A 19525-nucleotide genomic window follows, 5' to 3' on the forward strand; every position below is an offset into this window, starting at 1 on the left:
CTTCACGCCTTCACGCCCTTGTGCCTTCACTGGAGACGAATGTGTGCACCACCCATGAGCCCGGGCAGGAATCTGCCTGCGCCCACGCCGGCAGACGCAACTTCCTCAGAGCCACCGCGCTGATCGGCGCCGCGGCCACCGCCGTCACCCTCCCGACCGTCGCCGCTGAAGCGGCGACGGTCGGCCGTGGCTGGCGCCCCGACACCGAGAACCGCCGCTTCACGCTCGCCGTGATGCCCGACACGCAGTACCTCTTCGACGGTCCGAGCATCAACCCGGCGCCGATCCAGGCCTCGCTGCGCTATCTGCTGGAGCACGGGCGCGAGGACAACATCGTCTTCCTGTCCCACCTGGGCGACCTGACCGAGAACGGCGCGAAGGCCGAATGCGACGCGATCGGCGAGGCGTTCGAGCTGCTCGACCGGCGCGGGGTCGGCTACAGCGTGCTGGCGGGCAACCACGACGTCCGTTCGTCCACCACCGACCAGCGCGGCACGACGCCGTACCTGGACACGTTCGGCCCGGACCGCTTCAAGGGCAAGCCGACCTTCGGAGGTGCCTCCGCCGACGGATACAACACCTTCCACATCTTCAAGGCGGCCGGGCGCGAGTGGCTCGTCCTGGCCCTGGACTGGCGGCTGTCGGACAAGGGTTACGCGTGGGCGAAGGACGTCATCGCCCAGCACCCGAGCACGCCCGTCATCCTCACCACGCACGAGCTGGTCGTCGGCGACGAAGCCCTCTCCTCGTACGGGCAGCAGCTGTGGGACAAGCTGGTCAAGGACCACGACCAGATCTTCCTCACCCTCAACGGCCACTACTGGCCGGCCGCCCGCGCCGTCCGCAAGAACGCGGCCGGGAACGACGTACATCTGCACCTGACGAACTATCAGAACCGGTACTACGGCGGCGCCGCGATGATCCGCCTCTACCACTTCGATCTCGACCGGAACACGATCGACGTCGAGACGCTGTCGCCGTGGATCCTGGGCCGGGCCGCGAAGGGGCTCAACGAGCTGGAGCGGCAGGAGATGGAGCTGTCCGGGGGCACGGACCGGTTCTCCGTCGACCTCGACTTCGAGGAGCGGTTCGCCGGGTTCGCCCCCATACCCGCGCGGCCGTCCCGGCCCGCCGAGCGGATGCTGGTGCGTGGCACGGTCGCGTACTGGCGGTTCGACGGGCACGAGGAGGGGGCCGCGGTCGAGGGGACGGTGCGTGACCTGTCGGGGCGCGGCAACGACCTCGCCGTGGTCAAGGTCGGGGACGGCTCGCTGACCTGGTCGACGGCCCACCACCCGGACCAGCCGGGGCACGGCAGCCTGTACTTCCGGGGCGGCAAGCCGCCGCTCAAGGGCGCCTACCTGCGTACGGTCGACGGCGCGCCGCTCAACTCGGCGACCTTCAAGGCCGGTTACACCATCGAGGCGTTCTACTGGCTGCCCGCCGACTGGACCTCCTCCCGCAACGCGTGGGCCGGACTGGTCGGCCGCACCGGCACCGGCGGGGCGGCAGGCAAGACCGAGGGCGACCCGGACGAGCCGCTCGCCACGCTGTCCCTCTCCGACGGACCCGGCCCGCAGTGGGCCGTGCGCCCGCTCAACCAGCAGGGCATCGCCACCAACTGGGGCGACGAGACGGCCATCGAGCAGTGGTGGCACCTCGCCGTCGTCAACGACGGCAGGCACACCACGCTGTACGTCCAGGGCTGCCCGGTCGCCCGCAACCCGCACGCCCCCGCGATCGGCCTCACCTCGGTGGGCCTGCCGTGGCTGCTCGGCGGCTATGAGTACGGCGGGAAGATCGACCAGATCCTGTACGGGCGTCTCGGCGACGTACGGATCGTCGAACGCGCCTTGCCCGTCACGTCGTTCATGAACCACTGACCTCCGGATCGAAAAGGCATCCCTCGTGAACGACCAGCAGCTGCCCGCGTGGGCCGACCCGTCCGTCTCACCCGACACACTCGACCCGCAGGGCATGTCCAGACGCGGCCTCATCCGCCGCACGGGCCTGTTCGGCGCCGCCTTCGCCCTCGGCTCGGCCGCCGTGCCCGCGGCGGCGTCCTCGAACCGGTGGGGCGGTGACGACCCGCGCCTCGCCTACCTCGTCGGCGACCACCACGTCCACTCCGTCTACAGCCATGACGCGAAGTACACGTTCGACCAGGTCGTCAAAGCGGGCGCCAAGTACGGTGTCGACTGGCTGGTGTTCAACGAGCACTCCAACTTCGGGCACGCCGAGTTCGGGGCGAAGATGGAACACCAGGAGATCCTGAAGGCGCGGGCCGCGAACCCGCGTCAGCTGATCTTCCAGGGCCTGGAGTGGTACATCCCCGGCGCCGAGCACTGCACGGTCTTCGCGGCACCCGGCCCGCACGAGGTCGACATCCTCACGAAGTTCGAGCTCGCCTACGACGGCAAGCTGCTCGGTTACACGGCGGGCGGCCCCACCCACCCCGACACTCCCCGCAACGAGGCGCACGCCGTCAAAGCCATCAAGTGGCTGGCCGAGCAGCGCCGCACGGGTTACGTCGACGATGTGCTCGTCCTCGCCAACCACCCGCTGCGGCTCGGCATCGACTCCCCGCACGAGATGCGCAACTGGCGGGACGCGGCCCCCGAGATCATGATCGGCGTGGAGGGCGCACCCGGCGCCCAGGGCGGCGCCATCCCCGGCTGGCGCGGTCCGACCTCGATCCGCGGCGAGTACGAGAACAAGCCCTCGGAGAACTCCTGGCCCGGCTATCCGGCCGACGCGTACGTCACGTACGGCGGCTTCGACTGGATGACGGCCACCGTGGGCGGTCTGTGGGACGCCATGCTCGCCGAGGGCAGGCTGTTCACGATCACCACCAACTCCGATGTGCACCGGGTGGTGTTCGACACCTGGAAGAACGGCGACTGGCTGCCCGGCCAGAACTTCGACAACACCGGCCGCCTGCCCGACCCGGTGAACACCACCGAGCCCCAGCCCGGCGGCGACTTCTGGCCCGGCCAGTTCTCCCGCACCCACGTGGGCGTGACGCGCTACGGCTACCGCTCGGTGATGGCGGGCCTGCGCGCGGGCCGCGTCTGGCTGGACCACGGGCATCTGCTGGACGGGCTGGAGGTGCGGCTGAGGCGCGACTGCGACGACGGCCGGGGCGTCACGCTGGGCGGCAGGCTGCGTGTCCGCAAGGGCGAGCGACTCACCCTGACCGTCACCGTCACCAGCGCCTCCCGCCCCAACCCCCAGGGAATCCTCCCCGAGTTGGCGCACGTGGACGTCATCCGGGGCGCGGTGCGCGGCCCGGCCGCCGACCGTGACACCTGGCAGGCGCCCGCCACCAGGGTCGTCACCACCAAGGACGTCAGCGGCCGCAAGGGGACGTACACCCTGCGTATCCCGCTCACCGCCGGCGACGAGTCCTTCTACGTCCGGCTGCGCGGCAGCGACGGCAACCGGCACGGCGCCGGGTACCTGGGTGCCTCCGTCGACCCGCACGGGCCGCTCCCCCACGAGCCCGGCAACGGTGACCCGTGGGCCGATACATGGTTCTATTCCAACCCGATATTCGTCGACGTGAAGGGTGCCTGATGAAGCGTCAACTCGTCTGCCTGGCCGCGTTATTCGGAGCGTTCACAGTGGGCGCGGGCACCGCCTCCGCCGCCGGTGACCCGCGCTGGGAGGAGACCGGCACGGCGTACACCGACACCCTCGGCGGCGGCCAGGGCCTCGCCAGCCGGGCCGACGGGTCCCTGCTGTACCGGGGGCTGGCGGACATCCCGCTGGACCTGCGCTTCAAGGGCTGGAACCACGTCGGCGACCCGGACATCGCGAGCGGGTACACGTTCGACGCCTACCAGGGCCCGGACACGGCCACGTCCAAGATGTTCGCGGTGACGACCCCGGCCGGGAAGCGCTACGAGTACGTCCACCAGCTCAACGCGGGCGAGAAGCTCAACAACTCCTTCGCCACCGTCTCGCCGGACGGGCAGTGGCTGGTGTCGGGCGAGTGGGGCGACCAGAACCGGCTCCAGGTCTTCCCCGCTCCCCTGCTCAACCCGTCCACCCCGCAGACGGGCGGTGATCTGAAGGAGGCCGGGCAGATCACGCTCGACAAGCCGGTGCGTGACATCCAGGGCTGCGACTTCGTCACCGACACCCGGCTGGTGTGCGCCTCGAACGACGCCACTGGGTCCCTCTTCCCGGAGATCCGCCCGCTCCTCCAGGTCGACCTGCCCCGGAAGCTCGACGGGCAGCCGACCACCGGGGCGGTCAAGAGCCTGTTCGCCCTGCCGCAGCGCAGTGTGTGCACCGGCACCTTCGAGACGGAGGGCGTCGACTACGACGTGAACAGCGGCACCCTGCGCGCCCAGGTGATCCAGCCCGGCATCTGCGCACTGTCGACGACCGTGTACTCGTACCAGCAGGTCACGGACTGATCCGGCACGCGTTACCGTGGGCCGCGTGACCACCGAAGAGTCGCTGCGGCCCCAGTCCCTGATGCTGACGTTCCTGGGCGATCAGGTGCTCGGGCGTGATGTCTGCGTGTACTCGGGCAGCGTCATCGACGTCTTCGCCCGGGTCGGCGTCGGCGAGCAGGCGACGCGCTCCACGCTGACGCGGATGGTGCACCGCGGCCTGCTGCGCCGCCAGCGCGAGGGCCGCCGGATGTACTTCGGGCTGACCGAGCATTCGACGGCCGTCCTGCGCGACGGCGAGCGGCGCATCTGGGAGACCGGCGCGGTCAACCGGCAGTGGGACGGCACCTGGACCCTGCTCGGCTTCTCCCTGCCCGAGTCCTGGCAGCGGCAGCGCCACGACCTGCGCTCGAAGCTCACCTGGGGCGGCTTCGGGCCGCTGTTCAACGGGCTGTGGATCGCACCCGGCCAGGTCGACGTGGGTGAGCTGGTCGCCGAGCTGGGTCTGTCGGCGCATGTGAAGATCTTCCGCGCGCACGCCGACGCCGGCATGGACATCGGCGCGATGATCGAGGAGACCTGGGAGCTGTCCGAACTGGCGGTGCGCTACGAGGAGTTCGTCCGCCGCTGGCAGCCGTGGGAGACGGATCTGCCGGACGCCGACGAGGCTCTCGGGCTGCGGCTGGTGCTGCAGGCCGAGTGGCTGCGGATCATCCGCCGTGATCCCCGGCTGCCGGTCAAGCATCTGCCGGACGACTGGCCGGCGGAACGGGCCGAGAAGACGTTCCGGCGGGTGCACGAGCGGTTCACCCCGCCGGCGCTGGACGCGTCGGAACGCCTTCTCGACCTCGTACCGGTACGCCCCGATCAGGCGTAGAAGCGGGACAGGCTCTGCAGCACGGCGGCAGGCTTCGCGCCGCCCTCGATCTCTATCGCGCCGTCCACGGTGATCTGCACGCCGCCGGGCACGTCCTCGACGGCCGCGAGCTTCCCGACCAGCCGGATCTTCGAGCCGACCTTCACCGGCGAGGGGAAACGCACCTTGTTCAGGCCGTAGTTGACCTTGGTCGTGACGCCCTGGACGTCGAGCAGCTCGGTGAAGAGCGGGATGAAGAGGGACAGCGTGAGGTAGCCGTGCGCGATCGGGGCGCCGAAGGGGCCCTCGGCGGCCTTTTCCGGGTCCACGTGGATCCACTGGTGGTCGCCCGTGGCGTCGGCGAACGTGTTGATGCGCTCCTGGGTGATCTCGATCCACTCGCTGGTGCCGAGGTCGCTGCCCGCGAGCTTCTTCAGTTCGTCGAGGCCGTTGACCGTGATGCTCATGAGGTTCCTTACTGGTTGCCGTACCGACTGCGGACACGGGACTTGAGGAGCTTTCCGGAGGCGGTGCGCGGGAGTTCCTCCACGAGGACCACCGATTTCGGGATCTTGTACTTGGCGAGGCGGCCGGAGAGGGACGCGAGGATCTCGTCCGGATCGACCGAGACGTCCTCGCGCGGCACGACGACCGCGCGCGGCACCTCGCCCCACTTGTCGTCGGGCACGCCGATGACCGCGCACTCGACGATGTCGGGGTGGGCGAGGAGCAGGTCCTCGATCTCGGCCGGGTAGATGTTCTCCCCGCCGGAGATGATCATGTCCTTGATGCGGTCGACGATGAAGACATAGCCGTCCTCGTCGATCCGGGCCGCGTCCCCGCTGCGGAACCACCCGTCCGCGAAGGAGCCGGCCGTCTCCTCGGGCAGCCCCCAGTAGCCGGGCATGACATGCGGACCGCGGACCACGATCTCGCCGGTCTCACCGACGTCGACCGGCGCGAGGTCCGGCCGTACCACCCGTACGTCGCTGAAGAAGTGCGGCACGCCCGCCGAGCCCGCCTTGCTCACCGCGTGCTCGGCGTCCAGGAACAGCGTCCCGGGCGAGGCCTCCGTCATGCCGTAGCCCTGGAGGAAGGTCAGCCCGCGCTCCTGGTAGGCGGCGATCAGCGGGGTCGACACCGGAGAGCCACCGCAGGTGAGGATGCGCAGGCTGGACAGGTCGGCGTCCGGCCAGCGCGGATGCCGGGCGATCTGGTCGAACATCGTCGGCACCCCGAACATGAAGGTGATCCGGTGCCGTTCGATCAGGTCGAAGGTGGCTTCCGGGACGAAGGCCTCGACCAGGACACAGGCGCCGCCCTTGAGCAGCACCGGCAGGGTGAGCATGTTCAGGCCCGCCGTGTGGAACAACGGGGCTGACACCAGCGCACGTTCGTCGGCGATCAGGTCGGTGTCGACGAGGACGTTGATCGCGTTCCAGGTCAGATTGCCGTGCGTGAGCATCGCGCCCTTGGGGCGGCCGGTCGTGCCCGAGGTGTACATGATGATGCAGGTGTCGTCGGCGCCGACCGGTTCGTCCATGGGATCCTGCGACGCGGAGGCCAGCGCCTCCTCGTACTCGGCGCCGACTTCGACGTACGCACGGACGTCGGTACTGCCCGGCAGTCCCGCTACCAGGCCCTGGAACGCGGGGCCGTAGACGAGGGCCTTGGCGCCGGAGTCGGCGAGCTGGTAGGCGATCTCGGGTCCGGCGAGGCGGGTGTTGAGCGGCACGAAGACCGCGCCGAGGGTGCCCGCCGCGAACAGGGTCTCCAGGTAGGACGGGTGGTTGGGGCCGAGGTAGGCGATCCGGTCGCCGCGCCGGACGCCACGGGCGCGCAGGGCATGGGCAAGCCGGGTGGTGCGGTCGTACAGCTCGGCGTAGGTGAACGTCGTCTCGCCGTGGATCAGGGCGGTGCGGTGCGGGGTCTTCCGGGCCCGGCGTGCGGGCCATGACCCCAGTCCCTCGTTGCGCATCTACGACCCCTTATGGCTTCGTCAGCCCGAGCAGGCGGGCGGCGTTCTCCTTGAGGATCTTCGGCTTGACCTCGTCCTTGATCGTCAGCTTCTCGAAGTCGGCGAGCCAGCGGTCGGGGGTGAGGACGGGGAAGTCGGAGCCGAAGAGGACCTTGTCCTTCAGCAGTGTGTTGGCGTACTGCACGAGCTGCGGCGGGAAGTACTTCGGCGACCAGCCGGACAGGTCGATGTGCACGCCCGGCTTGTGCGTGGCGACGGCGAGGGCCTCGTCCTGCCAGGGGAAGGACGGGTGCGCCAGGATGATCTTGAGGTGCGGGAAGTCGGCCGCCACGTCGTCCACGTGGAGCGGGTTCGAGTACTTGAGGCGGATGCCACCCCCACCGGGCACGCCCGCGCCGATGCCCGTCTGGCCCGTGTGGAAGAGCGCGATGGTGCCGGTCTCCTCGATCACCTCGTACAGGTCGTACGCCACCGAGCGGTCGTTGGGGAAGAAGCCCTGGATGCTGGGGTGGAACTTGAAGCCCTTCACCCCGTACTCCTCGACCAGGCGGCGGGCCTGCTTCACACCCGCCCTGCCGCGGAAGGGGTCGATGGAGGCGAAGGGGATGAGGACGTCCGCGTTGGCGGCGGCGGCCTCGGCGACCTCCTCGTTCGGGACGGGCGCGGTGCCGGTCGCGGACTCGGCGTCGACCGTGAAGATCACGGCGGCCATCTTCCGCTCGCGGTAGTAGGCGGCCGTCTCCTCCAGGGTCGGCTTCCGCTTGCCCTCCACCTTGAAGTAGGCGGAGGAGGCGTCGTGCAGGTCGTCGTCCAGGGAGGAGTGCCCCTTGGAGGACACCTCCGCGTGGGTGTGGACGTCGATGGCGACGAGTTCGTCGATGTTCATGGGGGGTGCCATCACGCCTCCGGCAGCTTGGGCGCGGGGATGCCCACCGACTGCGGCTCGGCACCCACCGAGGTCGGGAAGGCGGCGGCCAGCGTGTCCGGGGTCCAGCCGCCGTCGGCGTACGCCGCCTTGATCTCCTGCGGATGCGACCAGAGTGCCACCTTGTCGCCGCCGATGCCGATGGCCTGCCCGGTGATGCCGCGCGCCGCCTCGGAGGCGAGAAAGGGGACGAGGGCCGCGCAGTCCTCGGGAGTGCCGAAGCCCTCGCCCTTGCGGAGGAAGTCCGGCAGCGGCTCGCCGTTCTTCATGGCCTCGACGTACGGCGCGAAGGCGGGGATGGTCTCGGTCATCGCGGTCGCGGCGACCGGCACGATCGCGTTGACGGTGATGTTCGCGCGGCCCAGCTCCATCGACCAGGTGCGGGCCATGGCGGCGATGCCGGCCTTGGCGGCGGCGTAGTTCGTCTGCCCGAAGTTGCCGCGCTGCCCGGCCGGGGAACCGACCAGGATCAGCGAGCCGCCCTCACCCTGCTCGCGCATCCGGACGGCGGCGGCTCGTGCGCAGGTGAAGGTGCCCTTGAGGTGGGTGGTGATCACCGCGTCGAAGTCGTCGTCGGTCATCTTCCACAGGACCTTGTCGCGCAGGATGCCCGCGTTGGTGACCAGGATGTCGAGCCGCCCGAACTCCTCGACGGCGCGGTTCACCAGCCGCTCGGCGGCCTCGGTCGTGCCGACCGGGACGACCTCGGCGACGGCGGTGCCGCCGGCCGCGGTGATGGACTTCACGGCCTGCTCGGCCACGGCCTCGTCGATGTCGTTGACGACCACGGAGGCGCCGTGGGCGGCGAGGGCGTGCGCATAGGCGAGGCCGAGGCCCCGGCCGCTGCCGGTGACGACGGCGACCTTGCCGGTGAGATCGATGCTGGGCACGAGCGAGTCCCTTCAAGCGGTGGCACATGGGGTGCGGCTTCCGAGATCGAAGCTAAGAGCAATAATTGTTGCCGTCAATAGTTGTTGATGACCTCAGTGTGCGACATGCTGAAATCTCCAGGACACATCGCAGGACACATCGATCGAGCACAGGGAGCCCGCCATCACACGCCAGCACGCCACCCCGAAGCCCATCGACGCGAACGAGCCATGGATGCGCGGGCTGCATGCGGACACGGGCTACCTGCTGTACCGGCTGGGCCTGCGCTCGGGTCAGCTCTTCAACTCCTTCCTCCAGGAGTCGGGGCTGCGCCTGCGCCACTACGCGGTCCTGCGCTTCCTCGCCACCACCGAGGGGGCGCTGCAGCGCGAGCTGAGCGCCCGGCTCGGCTACGACCCGAGCGCGATCGTCGGCCTGATCGACGACCTGGAGAAGCTGGGCTTCGCCGAGCGCCGACCCGCCCCGGACGACCGCCGCAGCCGGATCGTGGTCCTCACCGAGGAAGGCCGCTCCTTCCTGCGCGGCACCGACGAAGCCGGGCTGCGGGTGACCAACGAGTTGCTGGGCCCCCTGGACGCGGCCGAGCGGGAGACGCTGCAGGGGCTGCTGCTGCGGATCGTGGAGGACGGGCCGAATTAATGTTGTGCAAATGATTGACGGCCGCACGAGAGATGCCTAGCTTCACGAGGCAGCCCGAGACCCGTCCCCAGGGAGCTCACCGTGCAGTCATCCCCCTCCACCGCTCAACCACCCCCTGACACCCGGCAGTTGCGCCGTGTCGCACTGTCCGGACTGCTCGGCACCGCGGTCGAGTTCTACGACTTCCTCGTCTACGGCACCGTCGCCGCGCTGGTCTTCGGCGACCTGTTCTTCCCCAGGGCCGACCCGGCCGTCGGCACCATCGCGGCCTTCGGCACCTTCGCCGCCGGCTATGTCGCCCGTCCGCTGGGCGGCATCGTCTTCGGCCACTTCGGCGACCGGATCGGCCGTAAGTCGATGATGCTGCTGACCATGGCGCTGATGGGCTGCGGCAGCTTCCTGATCGGCGTCCTGCCGACCTATGACGCGATCGGCGTGTGGGCTCCCATCCTGCTGGTCACGCTGCGCGTGGTGCAGGGCATCGCCATCGGCGGTGAGTGGGGCGGCGCGACCCTCATGGTCGTCGAGCACGCCGAGCGCACCCAGAGCGGCCGGCGCGGCATGTGGTCCAGCTTCACCATGCTCGGCGCCCCGCTCGGCTCCGTACTGTCGGCCGGGATGGTCACCCTCGTCTCCGGCCTCCCCGACGACCAGTTCCGCGCCTGGGGCTGGCGGGTGCCGTTCCTGCTGAGCATCGTGCTGCTGGCCGTCGGCCTGTTCGTGCGCCTCAAGGTCGCGGAGAGCCCGCTGTTCGCGCAGGTCAAGCGGGAGCCGCGGGCGAAGCCGCCGGTGGTGGAGGTGCTGCGCCGACCGAAGCCCGTGCTGATGGCCTGCGGTGTCGGCATCGGCGCGTTCACCGCGCAGTCCCTGCTGACCGGCTTCATGATCTCGTACGCCGTCGACAACGGGTACAGCCGCTCGCAGGTCCTCACCGCCGTGACCATCGCGTCCTGCGTCGCCCTGCTGGTGCTGCCCGCCGCGTCCGCGCTGTCGGACCGGGTCGGCCGCCGCCCGGTCGTCCTCGCCGGCGCCGTCGCCTCGGCCGCGCTGGCCTTCCCGGTGCTCGCCCTGGTCGACTCCGGCTCCCCCGGCCTGCTCATCCTCGCCCTGGCCCTCGGCCACGGTGTCGCCCAGTCGACGATGTACGGCCCGCTGGGCGCCCTGCTCACCGAGATGTTCGGCACCCGGGTCCGCTACACGGGCGCCTCCCTCGGCTACCAGGCGGCGACGCTGGTCGGCGCCGGATTCTCGCCGCTGATCGCGAGCAGCCTGCTCGCCTCGTACGGCGGCGGCAGCACGCCCGTCTCCCTGCTGCTGTGCGGCGGCGCAGCCGTCACGGCGCTCACCGTCTGGCGCCTGCGCGAGACAAGCGCGAACGCCCTGGAGAACCACAAGCCTCACTCCGTGACCCCCGCCCCGGAAGGGACCCCGCGTTGAGAACCCCTATCGCCCTACTGACCATTGCCCTGTGCGCCGTGTCCGCGCCCCCCGCTCAGGCAGCAGCCACGGACACGCACGTAGAGGGCCAACTACCCTCGGGCGCCGCCTACCTGATGGACGTACCCGCCGACTGGAACGGCGCGGTGCTGCTCTACAGCCACGGCTACCGGGCTGCCGGTTGGCCCAACCCCGCCCAGAACGCGCCTGATTCGGCCACCCTGGACAAGCTCCTCGACCAGGGCTACGCCCTCATCGGCTCCTCGTACGCCACGAACGGCTGGGCGGTCACGGACGCCGTGCCGGACCAGCTCGCCACTCTCGACCTGTTCACCGAGAAGTTCGGCACGGCACGGCGGACCATCGCCTGGGGCACCTCGTACGGCGGCCTCGTCACGACGACCCTCGCCGAGCGGCACGCGGACCGGTTCGACGGATCGCTCTCCATGTGCGGTCTGGTGCAGGGCGGCGTCGCCAACTGGAACAGCACGCTGGACCCGGTGTTCGCGCTGAAGGCGCTGCTGGCGCCCGACGCGGGCATCCCGCTGACCGGATTCGCCGACCAGGCACAGGCGCAGAGCGCCGCGCAGACGCTCACGACGAAGGTCACCGCGGCCCAGCAGACCGCCGAGGGCCGCGCCCGGATCGCCCTCGCCGCCGCCCTGCACAACATCCCCGGGTACAACGACCCCACGCAGACGAAACCGGCGCCCACCGACTGGGACGCCCAGCAGGCCAACCAGTACACCGCCCTCCAGGGGCTCCTCCAACTGCCCGCATTCTCGTGGCGTCAGGAGGCGGAGAGCCGCGCCGGGGGCAACATGTCCTGGAACACGGGCGTCGACTACACCGCGATGCTGCACCGCTCCCCGCTGTTCAAGGAGGTGACGGAGTTGTACCGAAAGGCGGGCCTGTCCCTGCGCACCGACCTCACGGCGCTCAACCGCGCGCCCCGGGTCTCGGCCGATCCCCCGGCGGTGCGGTGGATGCGGGACACCAGTGTCTTCAAGGGCCGGCTCACCGACCCGCAGCTCAACATCCACACGACCGGCGACGCGCTGATTCCGGTACAGGCCGAGAGCGCCTACCGGCGAGCCGCCGCAGCCGGGGGTTCGGGCCCGCTGCTGAGGCAGGCCTATGTCGACGGGCCCGGCCACTGCACCTTCACCCCGGGCGAGATGATCGGGGCCCTGGACACCTTGGAGCACCGCTTGGACACCGGCCGTTGGGACGCGTCGCCGGGCAACCTCAATGACCGGGCCGAGCTGGCGGACCCGGCGAACGAGCCGCGGTATGTGACATACCACCCCACCGCCTACCCCCGCCCCTACGACCTCGCGCACCCCGCCGCCACCCGCCCATGACCCCCCGCTCCGCCCCCGACCGGCTGCTGTCCGTGCTCTCGGCGTTCGATCACGAGCACTCCGCGCTGTCTCTGACGGACATCAGCCGCCGGGCCGGGCTGAGCCTGACCACCGCGCACCGGCTCGTGGGCGCCCTCACCGAGTGGGGCGCCCTGGAGCGGGACGAGTCGGGGGTCTACCACGTGGGGCTGCGGCTGTGGGAGATCGCCGCGCTGGCCCCGCGCGGGCTGGCCCTGCGGCAGGTCGCCCTGCCGTATCTGGAGGACCTGTACGAAGCCACCCACGAGAACGTGCAGTTGGCGGTGCGGGACGGCGCCGAGGTGGTGTACATCGAGTGGCTCTCCGGGCGCTCCGCGGTCGGCGTGCACATCCGCGTCGGCGCGCGCTGGCCGCTGCATGCCACGGGGGTCGGGCTCGTGCTGCTGGCGCACAGTGATCCCGAGTCCCAGGAGGAGTACTGCTCGGGGCCGCTCGCCTCCTTCACGCCGTACACGGTCACCGATCCGGTGCGGCTGCGCCGGGTGCTGGCCGAGGTGCGGCGCACCGGTGTGGCGGTGAGCAGCCGTCAGGTCACCGAGGACGCGTTGTCGCTGGCCGCTCCGGTGCGGGGTCCGGGCGGGGGGGTGGTCGCCGCGGTGTCGGTCGTCGTGCCGCAGGTCGACGCGCAGGTGCCGGCGTTGATACCGGCGGTGCGGCTCGCTGCGCGGGGCATCTCTCGGGCCCTTGGCTGGCAGCCGTGAGCTCCGCTGGTTGCGCGGTTCTCTTCCTGCGGGCCGGTGGGGGCTGGTCGCGCAGTTCCCCGCGCCCCTGAAGGGGCGCTGCCGAACCCGGCATCAGTTCAGTGTCGTGCTCGCCGTGTACGTCACCTCTTCGTCCGCGTGCTCTGCCGTGGCCCGGCAGGTGAGTGTCGTGGCCGCCGAGACCTGGGCCGGGGTGACTTTCCAGCGGGCCGTGAGGTGTTCGCCTGTGTCCAGGCGGGCGGTGGAGAGCGCGTCCAGTGCGTGTATCCGCCAGCCGCTCGGCGTTTGTAGTGCGAGGCGGGCGTCGGTCCAGGGGCGGGCGGAGCCGTTGGTGAGGGTGGCCGTGACCGTGAACTCCGGGCCAGTGCCGGTTACTTGGAGCCTGAGGCCGAAGGGCTTGCGTCGGTACACCGGTGCCCATGACTCACGCATCAGGTTCACCAGCTCGTCCGCCTGGGCGGGCCGCGCGGCGGCGAGGTCGTGCAGTTCGCCGGGGTCCTTGGCGAGGTCGTACAGCTCTACGTCCCACTGGTCGTCGGACGCCCGCCGGTTCTGTCCCGGCGCGAACCGCACGGCCTTGAGGTCGCCGCGCCGCAGCGCCTCCGCGAGACGGCGGCCCCGGCCGAGGTCGAAGGCGTCGGAGCGCGGGGTGATGTTGGCGTGGTTGCGGTAGAAGTACAGGCTGTCGTGGCGGGCGGCGTCCTGGGAGCCGCGCAGCAGCGGGGCGAGGGAGAGGCCGTCGACGTCGGTCGGGGCGGGTGCGCCCGCGAGGTCGGCGAGGGTGGGCAGCAGGTCGGTGAGCGGGGTGGGTCGGTCGGTGGTGCCGGACCGTACGTGCTGCGGGGACCAGGCGATGAGGGGGACGCGGATGCCGCCCTCGTAGAGATTGCGCTTGATGCCGCGCAACGGGCCGTTGCCGTTGAAGAGTTCGGGGTCGGTGCCGCCCTCCTCGTGCGGGCCGTTGTCGCTGGTGACGAGGACGATGGTGCGGTCCTCGATGCCGAGTTCGGTGAGCCGGTCGGTGACGTTGCCGACCAGGGTGTCGAAGGAGGTGACCTGGGCGGCGTGCCGCTTGTTGGGGCCGGTCCAGGGCCGGTCGGCGTACTCGCCGGCGTCCGGGTCCTGGCTGGGGGCGTGCGGCACGGTCGGGGCGAGACAGAGCAGGAACGGCTCGCTCTGGTGGGCGTTGATGAAGCTGAGCGCGCGGTCCTGAATCAGGTGGGGGGCGTAGACCTTGCGGGCGCCGCCCTTGTTCTCGGGGATCTCCTGCCGGGTGCCGTTGTGCCACAGGTACTCGGGGAAGTAGTCGTGGGCGTGACCGTGGCCGATGTAGCCGTAGAACTCCTCGAAGCCACGGGAGTTGGGGTGGCTCGGCTGGTCCGGGAGCTCGGGTCCGAAGCCCCACTTGCCGATGATGCCGGTGCGGTAGCCGAGCGCCCGCAGCGCCTCGGCGAAGGTGAAGTCCCGGTCGGTCAGGGCGCCTTGGCCGCCCGGCCCCCAGGGGTTCTCCCGCACGGTGGAGTGGCCGCTGTGCAGCCCGGTGAGCAGCGAGCAGCGTGAGGGCGCGCACACCGGGGCGGCGGCGTAGGCCTCGGTGAAGCGCAGGCCCTCGGCGGCGAGGGCGTCCAGGCGCGGCGTGTGGATCAGTTTCTGGCCGTAGGAGCCGAGTTCGCCGTAGCCGAGGTCGTCGGCGAGGATCACCACGAAGTTGACCCGGCCCGATGCCGGGGCCCGCACGGCGGGCATGGCCGCGGCGGGCTTGTTGAGCTGCGCGGGCTGCGCCTCGTCACCGGCCTCGCACGCCGTGGCCGCCGCGAGCGCGACGGGCGCGGCGGCTGCCCCGGTGAGGAATCGGCGGCGGCTCGGCATGCGGATCTCCTGTGTGACGGCGGGTGCGGACAGCAGAACCGATGGTGATCGCAACCATCGGTCCAAAACCATGCACACGCTGTGAACGCTCTGTTTCGACCATTGAGAGGCAAGGTGCGCTGCGGAGGTTCCCCCTCCGCGGCATCAGAATGATCACAAACGGAAGAGGCGATATCCCTCTCACCGGTGAGGCCCCGTCCGCTTCGCCGTCGCAATACTGGAAGGGCCCTTGCCCCGAGGAGCCGCCCATGTCCCCACCGTCCTGGATCACGCCTGCCGTCACCCGGCTGCGCACGGCGAATCCGTATGCCGTCGACGGCGCGCTGGCCGCGCTGGTGCTGTTCGCCGCCTCACTGCAGTGGATCTTCCCCGGCGACAGCGACGACAAGCTGACCTGGCAGGGCTGGCTGCTCGCGGCGGCCACGGCCGTGCCGCTGGTGTGGCGGCGCCGGGCACCGTTCGCGACCGCGTGGGCCGTGTCCGCGGCCACGTCCGCGATGGCCGTCTATCACGCGCCGCCGCCGGATGTGGCGTACGGCGGACTGGTCGTCCTCTACACGATGGCCGCGCAGGGCCGCCCCGGGCAGCGACGCGTGATGCTGGTGGGCTGGATCCTCGGGGTCACCCTCACCATGCAGCACAAGGCGAATACCCTCCCCTTCGAGTACGCCTTCCAGTTCCTGAGCGTCGTCTGTGCCTACGGGTTCGGCATACTCGCCCGCGTCCAGCGCGCCTACACCGCGGCGCTGGTGGACCGGGCCCGCCGCCTGGAGCGGGAGCGTGCCGCGGACACCGCGCGGGCGACGGCGCAGGAACGCGCCAGGATCGCCCGGGACATGCACGACATCCTGGCCCACGCGGTGAGCCTGATGGTGGTGCAGGCCGAGGCGGGACCGGTGGTGGTGCGCAGCGATCCGGCGCGCGCGGAGGCCGCGTTCGACGCCATCGCGGCGGCCGGCCGGGACGCGATGTCCCAGCTGCGTCGGATTCTCGGAGTCCTCAAGGAAGAGCGGCGTGACGGCGCCACGGACCGTCTGCCGCAGCCGGGTGTGGCCGCCCTGCCCGGCCTGGTCCGGCAGGTCACCGACTCCACTGGCCTGCACGTCGCGCTGCGCACCACGGGCGAGCCCCGTCCGCTGCCGCGGGACACCGAGGTAGCCGCCTACCGTGTCGTGCAGGAGGCGCTCACCAACACCGTGAAGCATGCGTACGCTTCCTCCGCGACGGTCGCGCTCGACTGGCTGGAGGACGAATTGAGACTCGTGGTGACGGACGACGGACGGGGCCCGTCCGGTCCGGGCGGCGGGCACGGTCTGATCGGTATCCGCGAACGCGCCGCCGCCTGCGGGGGCAGCGCACGCGCCGGGCGCGGCCCGGACGGCGGCTTCCAGGTCGTCGTACGCCTCCCGGCCGCGGACCGGCAGGCGGCGCGGGGGTGAGCATCCGCGTGGTCGTCGCCGACGACCAGGAGCTGGTCCGCAGCGGCTTCACCATGATCCTGGAGGCGCAGCCGGACATCGAGGTGGTCGCCGAGGCGGGCGACGGCGCGGAGGCGGTCGCCGCGGTACGGCAGCACACCCCCGACGTCCTGCTGCTCGACATCCGCATGCCCGGCACGGACGGCCTGGAGGCGGCCCGGCAGGTGTGCGCCCAGTCCAGCTGCAAGGTCGTCATGCTCACCACGTTCGACCTCGACGAGTATGTCTACGAGGCGCTGTACGCGGGCGCCAGCGGCTTCCTGCTCAAGGACGTCCGCCGGGACGACCTGGTGCACGCCGTACGGGTCGTCGCGGGCGGCGACTCGCTGCTCGCCCCGACCGTGACCCGCCGGCTGGTCGCGGACATCGTGCGGCGCCGCCGCGAGGAGGCAACCGCCGAGGTCACGCCCGACCGGCTGGAGGTCCTGACCGCGCGCGAGGTGGAAACCCTGCGGATGCTCGCCCGCGGCCTGTCCAACGCCGAGATCGCCACGACCCTCTTCGTCAGCGAGCACACCGTCAAGACCCATGTCAGCAACGTGCTCAGCAAGCTCGGTCTGAGGGACCGGGTGCAGGCCGTGATCTGCGCGTACGAGACCGGCCTGGTGACCCCCGGCTCCCCCTAGCGAGGGAGACAGGGGCGCGCCTCCCCCGTACGGCCCAGTCCCCGAAACCGCTCCCCCCGGCGATCCGGTGACACCCCCGGGCCCACGAGCCTGAAGGCGAAGTCAACCGACGACTCGCCGGGAGGGACCGTGCTCGCCACGCTCGCCCGGACGGCAACCCGCCGTCCGCTCACCGTCATCCTCTTGTGGGTGCTCTTCCTGCTGCTCGGCTTCGGGCTCGGAACGGGCGTCTTCAGCCGGCTCTCCGACAACGTGCCCGAAGTGCCCGGCACGGAGTCGGAGCGGGCCGCGCAGCACCTCGACGGCATCGACCCGACCGGTGACTCGATCACCGGCGTCGTCGAGGGCGCCGCCGTCTCCGACCCCGCCCTGCGCACCCAGGTCGAGCGGGCCGTCGCGGACGTCCGGGACATCGCCGGAGTCGCGGCCGTACCGGACCCGTACGCGACCCGCGGCCTGATCGCCGAGGACGGGCAGGCGCTGCTCGTCTCCGTCACCCTCCAGGGCGGTCTGGACGACGAGGACGAGGAGGCGGCGGTGGACGCGGCGGCCGCCCGCATCCATCAGATCGACGCGCCCGAAGTCCACGTCAGCGGCGGCTCGTTGCTGGGCACCCAGCTCGGTGAGCGCGCCCAGGAGGACGTACGGAACGCGGAGTTGATCTCCCTGCCGGTCGTGCTGGCGCTGCTGCTGGTCATCTTCGGCGGGCTGCGTGCGGCCGGGCTGCCGCTGATGGTGGCGGTCAGCGGGATCGCGGGCGCGTTCCTGGCACTGTTCGGGTTCAGTCAGTTCACCGACATCTCCGTGTACGCGATCCAGGTGACCACGATGCTGGGCCTCGGACTCGCCGTGGACTACGCCCTGTTGATGGTGGTCCGCTTCCGCGAGGAACGCCGGCATACCGCGGACGTCGTCGAGGCGGTGCACCGCACGGTCGAACAGGCCGGGCGGACCGTGCTGTTCTCGGGACTCACGGTGGCGGTCAGCCTGACCGGGCTGCTGGTCTTCCCGAGCGTCTTCCTGCGCAGCATGGGCCTGGCCGTGGCCGCCGTGGTGGTCATCGACATGCTGGCCGCGCTGACGCTGCTGCCCGCGCTGCTGACCAAGTTCGGCGCGAAGATCGCGCCGGCGAAGGAGCGGCCCGAGGGCGAGGAGGGCCGCCTGTTCGCCCGTCTGGCCCGCTTCGCCGCCCGCCGCCGTATCGCCGTGGTCGCGGTCGTCGTCCCGGTGCTCCTCGTCCTGGCCCTTCCCGTCACCGGCATGCGCATCAACATCGGCGGCGCCGACCAACTGCCGTCGAGCACCGAGGCACGTCAGTTGTACGACACCGTCGACGCGCACTTCCCGCCGGGCACCGGCGTCTCACCCATCACGGTCGTCCTCAGGCCCGGCACCGACCCCGCCACCGCAGACGAGATCCGCGCGCTGTCCCCGACCGCGGAAACCCGCGAACTGCCGGGCGGCACCACGGTCATGGAACTCCAGCCACCCGGCAGCGTCGACGGCGACGCGGCCACCGACCTCGTCAAACAGGTACGGGACCTGCGCGGTGAGGAGCCGGTCGAGGTCACCGGCGTGGCGGCCCGGCTGGTCGACTTCCGCGACATGCTCTCCGACCGGGTGCCCTGGGCGGCCGTGACCGTCCTGGCCGGCATCCTCGCCCTGCTGTTCGCGTTCACCGGCTCGGTGCTGATCCCGCTGCGCACCATCCTCACCACGCTGCTCAGCCTGGGCGCCGCGCTCGGCGTGGTGGTCTGGGTGTTCCAGGACGGCCACCTGGCAGGCCTGTTGGGCTCCCAGGAGCTGGGCGCGCTCAGCCTCACCGCGCCACCGCTGATCGTCGCGATCGCGTTCGGACTCGCCATGGACTACGAGCTGTTCATCCTGGCCCGGATGCGCGAGGCCCGGCAGCAGACCGGCGACGACCAGGAAGCCGTGGTGACCGGCCTGCGCCGCTCCGGCCGCGTGGTCACCTGCGCCGCCCTGCTCCTCGCCGTCGTCTTCGGCGCCTTCATGACCGGCGGCTTCTCCCCCATCCTGCAGATCGGCCTCGGCCTGACCCTCGCGGTCCTCATCGACGCCACGGTCGTCCGCATGCTGCTCGTCCCGGCGACGATGGCGCTGCTCGGCCGGTACGCCTGGTGGGCGCCGAAGCCACTGCGGCGGGCACACGACCGGTTCGGGCTGAGCGAGGGGGCGGCACCGGCGCCGGCGCCGTACGTGGACAACCGGGTGTGACCGCGGCTGACGCGGGCCGGCGCGGTTCGACGTCCGCGCCGGTCAGCGCGCTTTGGGCCGGTACGCGTCCATTCATGGTGT

General features: G+C 71.0%; 16 protein-coding genes. 11 read left to right on the plus strand and 5 right to left on the minus strand.

Annotated features, from left to right (window positions below):
- Window positions 1-41 precede the first annotated feature (41 nt).
- Genes ACTWQO_RS12290 through ACTWQO_RS12305 form a run of 4 tightly spaced genes read left to right on the plus strand, consistent with a single transcriptional unit; the run spans window position 42 to window position 5280 of the window.
- A complete protein-coding gene (locus tag ACTWQO_RS12290; protein WP_443237282.1) occupies window positions 42-1883 on the plus strand; it encodes a LamG-like jellyroll fold domain-containing protein in 1842 nt (613 codons plus the stop codon).
- 25 nt (window positions 1884-1908) lie between these two features.
- The gene (locus ACTWQO_RS12295) at window positions 1909-3576 is read left to right on the plus strand and encodes a PHP domain-containing protein (protein ID WP_443237283.1); all 1668 of its coding nucleotides are present in this window, start codon (window positions 1909-1911) and stop codon (window positions 3574-3576) included.
- Complete coding sequence (locus ACTWQO_RS12300; RefSeq protein ID WP_443237284.1) at window positions 3576-4424, plus strand: hypothetical protein; 849 nt, start codon at window positions 3576-3578, stop codon at window positions 4422-4424. Before ACTWQO_RS12295 ends, ACTWQO_RS12300 begins: the two co-directional genes overlap by 1 nt.
- 25 nt (window positions 4425-4449) lie before the next feature.
- Window positions 4450-5280 carry a PaaX family transcriptional regulator gene (locus ACTWQO_RS12305; RefSeq protein ID WP_443237285.1) on the plus strand — a complete coding sequence of 277 codons (831 nt, stop codon included), beginning with the start codon at window positions 4450-4452 and terminating at the stop codon, window positions 5278-5280.
- Here ACTWQO_RS12305 and ACTWQO_RS12310 read toward each other — a convergent pair.
- From ACTWQO_RS12310 to ACTWQO_RS12325, 4 genes are read right to left on the minus strand one after another with little or no spacing between them, the layout of a single operon-like run.
- Complete coding sequence (locus ACTWQO_RS12310) at window positions 5271-5726, minus strand: MaoC family dehydratase (RefSeq protein WP_443237286.1); 456 nt, start codon at window positions 5724-5726, stop codon at window positions 5271-5273. The genes ACTWQO_RS12305 and ACTWQO_RS12310 overlap by 10 nt on opposite strands.
- Window positions 5727-5734: 8 nt before the next feature.
- Window positions 5735-7237 carry an o-succinylbenzoate--CoA ligase gene (gene menE / locus ACTWQO_RS12315; RefSeq protein ID WP_443237287.1) on the minus strand — a complete coding sequence of 501 codons (1503 nt, stop codon included), beginning with the start codon at window positions 7235-7237 and terminating at the stop codon, window positions 5735-5737.
- Between the two features lie 10 nt (window positions 7238-7247).
- The gene (locus ACTWQO_RS12320) at window positions 7248-8123 is read right to left on the minus strand and encodes an amidohydrolase family protein (RefSeq protein WP_443237331.1); all 876 of its coding nucleotides are present in this window, start codon (window positions 8121-8123) and stop codon (window positions 7248-7250) included.
- 11 nt (window positions 8124-8134) lie between these two features.
- Entirely contained in the window at window positions 8135-9052 is a 918-nt protein-coding gene (locus ACTWQO_RS12325) for an SDR family NAD(P)-dependent oxidoreductase (protein WP_307840898.1), read from the minus strand.
- Window positions 9053-9266: 214 nt separating this feature from the next.
- Here ACTWQO_RS12325 and ACTWQO_RS12330 point away from each other — a divergent pair, with 214 nt between their 5' ends.
- The 4 genes from ACTWQO_RS12330 (at window position 9267) to ACTWQO_RS12345 (ending at window position 13233) form a co-directional block, all read left to right on the plus strand.
- Window positions 9267-9692, plus strand: a complete 426-nt coding sequence (locus ACTWQO_RS12330) for a MarR family winged helix-turn-helix transcriptional regulator (protein ID WP_443237288.1) — start codon at window positions 9267-9269, stop codon at window positions 9690-9692.
- 81 nt (window positions 9693-9773) lie between these two features.
- Window positions 9774-11129: an MFS transporter gene (locus ACTWQO_RS12335; RefSeq protein ID WP_443237289.1), complete on the plus strand. Its 1356-nt coding sequence runs from the start codon at window positions 9774-9776 to the stop codon at window positions 11127-11129.
- Window positions 11126-12493, plus strand: coding sequence for an alpha/beta hydrolase family protein (locus ACTWQO_RS12340; protein WP_443237290.1), 1368 nt, complete (start codon window positions 11126-11128; stop codon window positions 12491-12493). Before ACTWQO_RS12335 ends, ACTWQO_RS12340 begins: the two co-directional genes overlap by 4 nt.
- Window positions 12490-13233 (plus strand): IclR family transcriptional regulator, encoded by a 744-nt coding sequence (locus tag ACTWQO_RS12345; protein ID WP_443237291.1) that lies wholly within the window; start codon window positions 12490-12492, stop codon window positions 13231-13233. Before ACTWQO_RS12340 ends, ACTWQO_RS12345 begins: the two co-directional genes overlap by 4 nt.
- Window positions 13234-13326: 93 nt before the next feature.
- Here the strand turns inward: ACTWQO_RS12345 and ACTWQO_RS12350 are convergent, their stop codons facing one another.
- The gene (locus ACTWQO_RS12350; RefSeq protein ID WP_443237292.1) at window positions 13327-15102 is read right to left on the minus strand and encodes a sulfatase-like hydrolase/transferase; all 1776 of its coding nucleotides are present in this window, start codon (window positions 15100-15102) and stop codon (window positions 13327-13329) included.
- Window positions 15103-15350: 248 nt separating this feature from the next.
- On the opposite strand from ACTWQO_RS12350, the gene ACTWQO_RS12355 reads away from it, so the two are divergent.
- From ACTWQO_RS12355 to ACTWQO_RS12365, 3 genes are all read left to right on the plus strand, one after another.
- A complete protein-coding gene (locus tag ACTWQO_RS12355; protein ID WP_443237293.1) occupies window positions 15351-16541 on the plus strand; it encodes a sensor histidine kinase in 1191 nt (396 codons plus the stop codon).
- Window positions 16538-17206 carry a response regulator gene (locus tag ACTWQO_RS12360; protein ID WP_301985716.1) on the plus strand — a complete coding sequence of 223 codons (669 nt, stop codon included), beginning with the start codon at window positions 16538-16540 and terminating at the stop codon, window positions 17204-17206. Before ACTWQO_RS12355 ends, ACTWQO_RS12360 begins: the two co-directional genes overlap by 4 nt.
- A gap of 129 nt (window positions 17207-17335) precedes the next feature.
- Window positions 17336-19444: an MMPL family transporter gene (locus tag ACTWQO_RS12365; RefSeq protein WP_443237294.1), complete on the plus strand. Its 2109-nt coding sequence runs from the start codon at window positions 17336-17338 to the stop codon at window positions 19442-19444.
- Window positions 19445-19525: the final 81 nt, after the last annotated feature.

This window comes from Streptomyces sp. 4N124, assembly GCF_052245395.1.
Classification (GTDB): Bacteria; Actinomycetota; Actinomycetes; order Streptomycetales; family Streptomycetaceae; genus Streptomyces.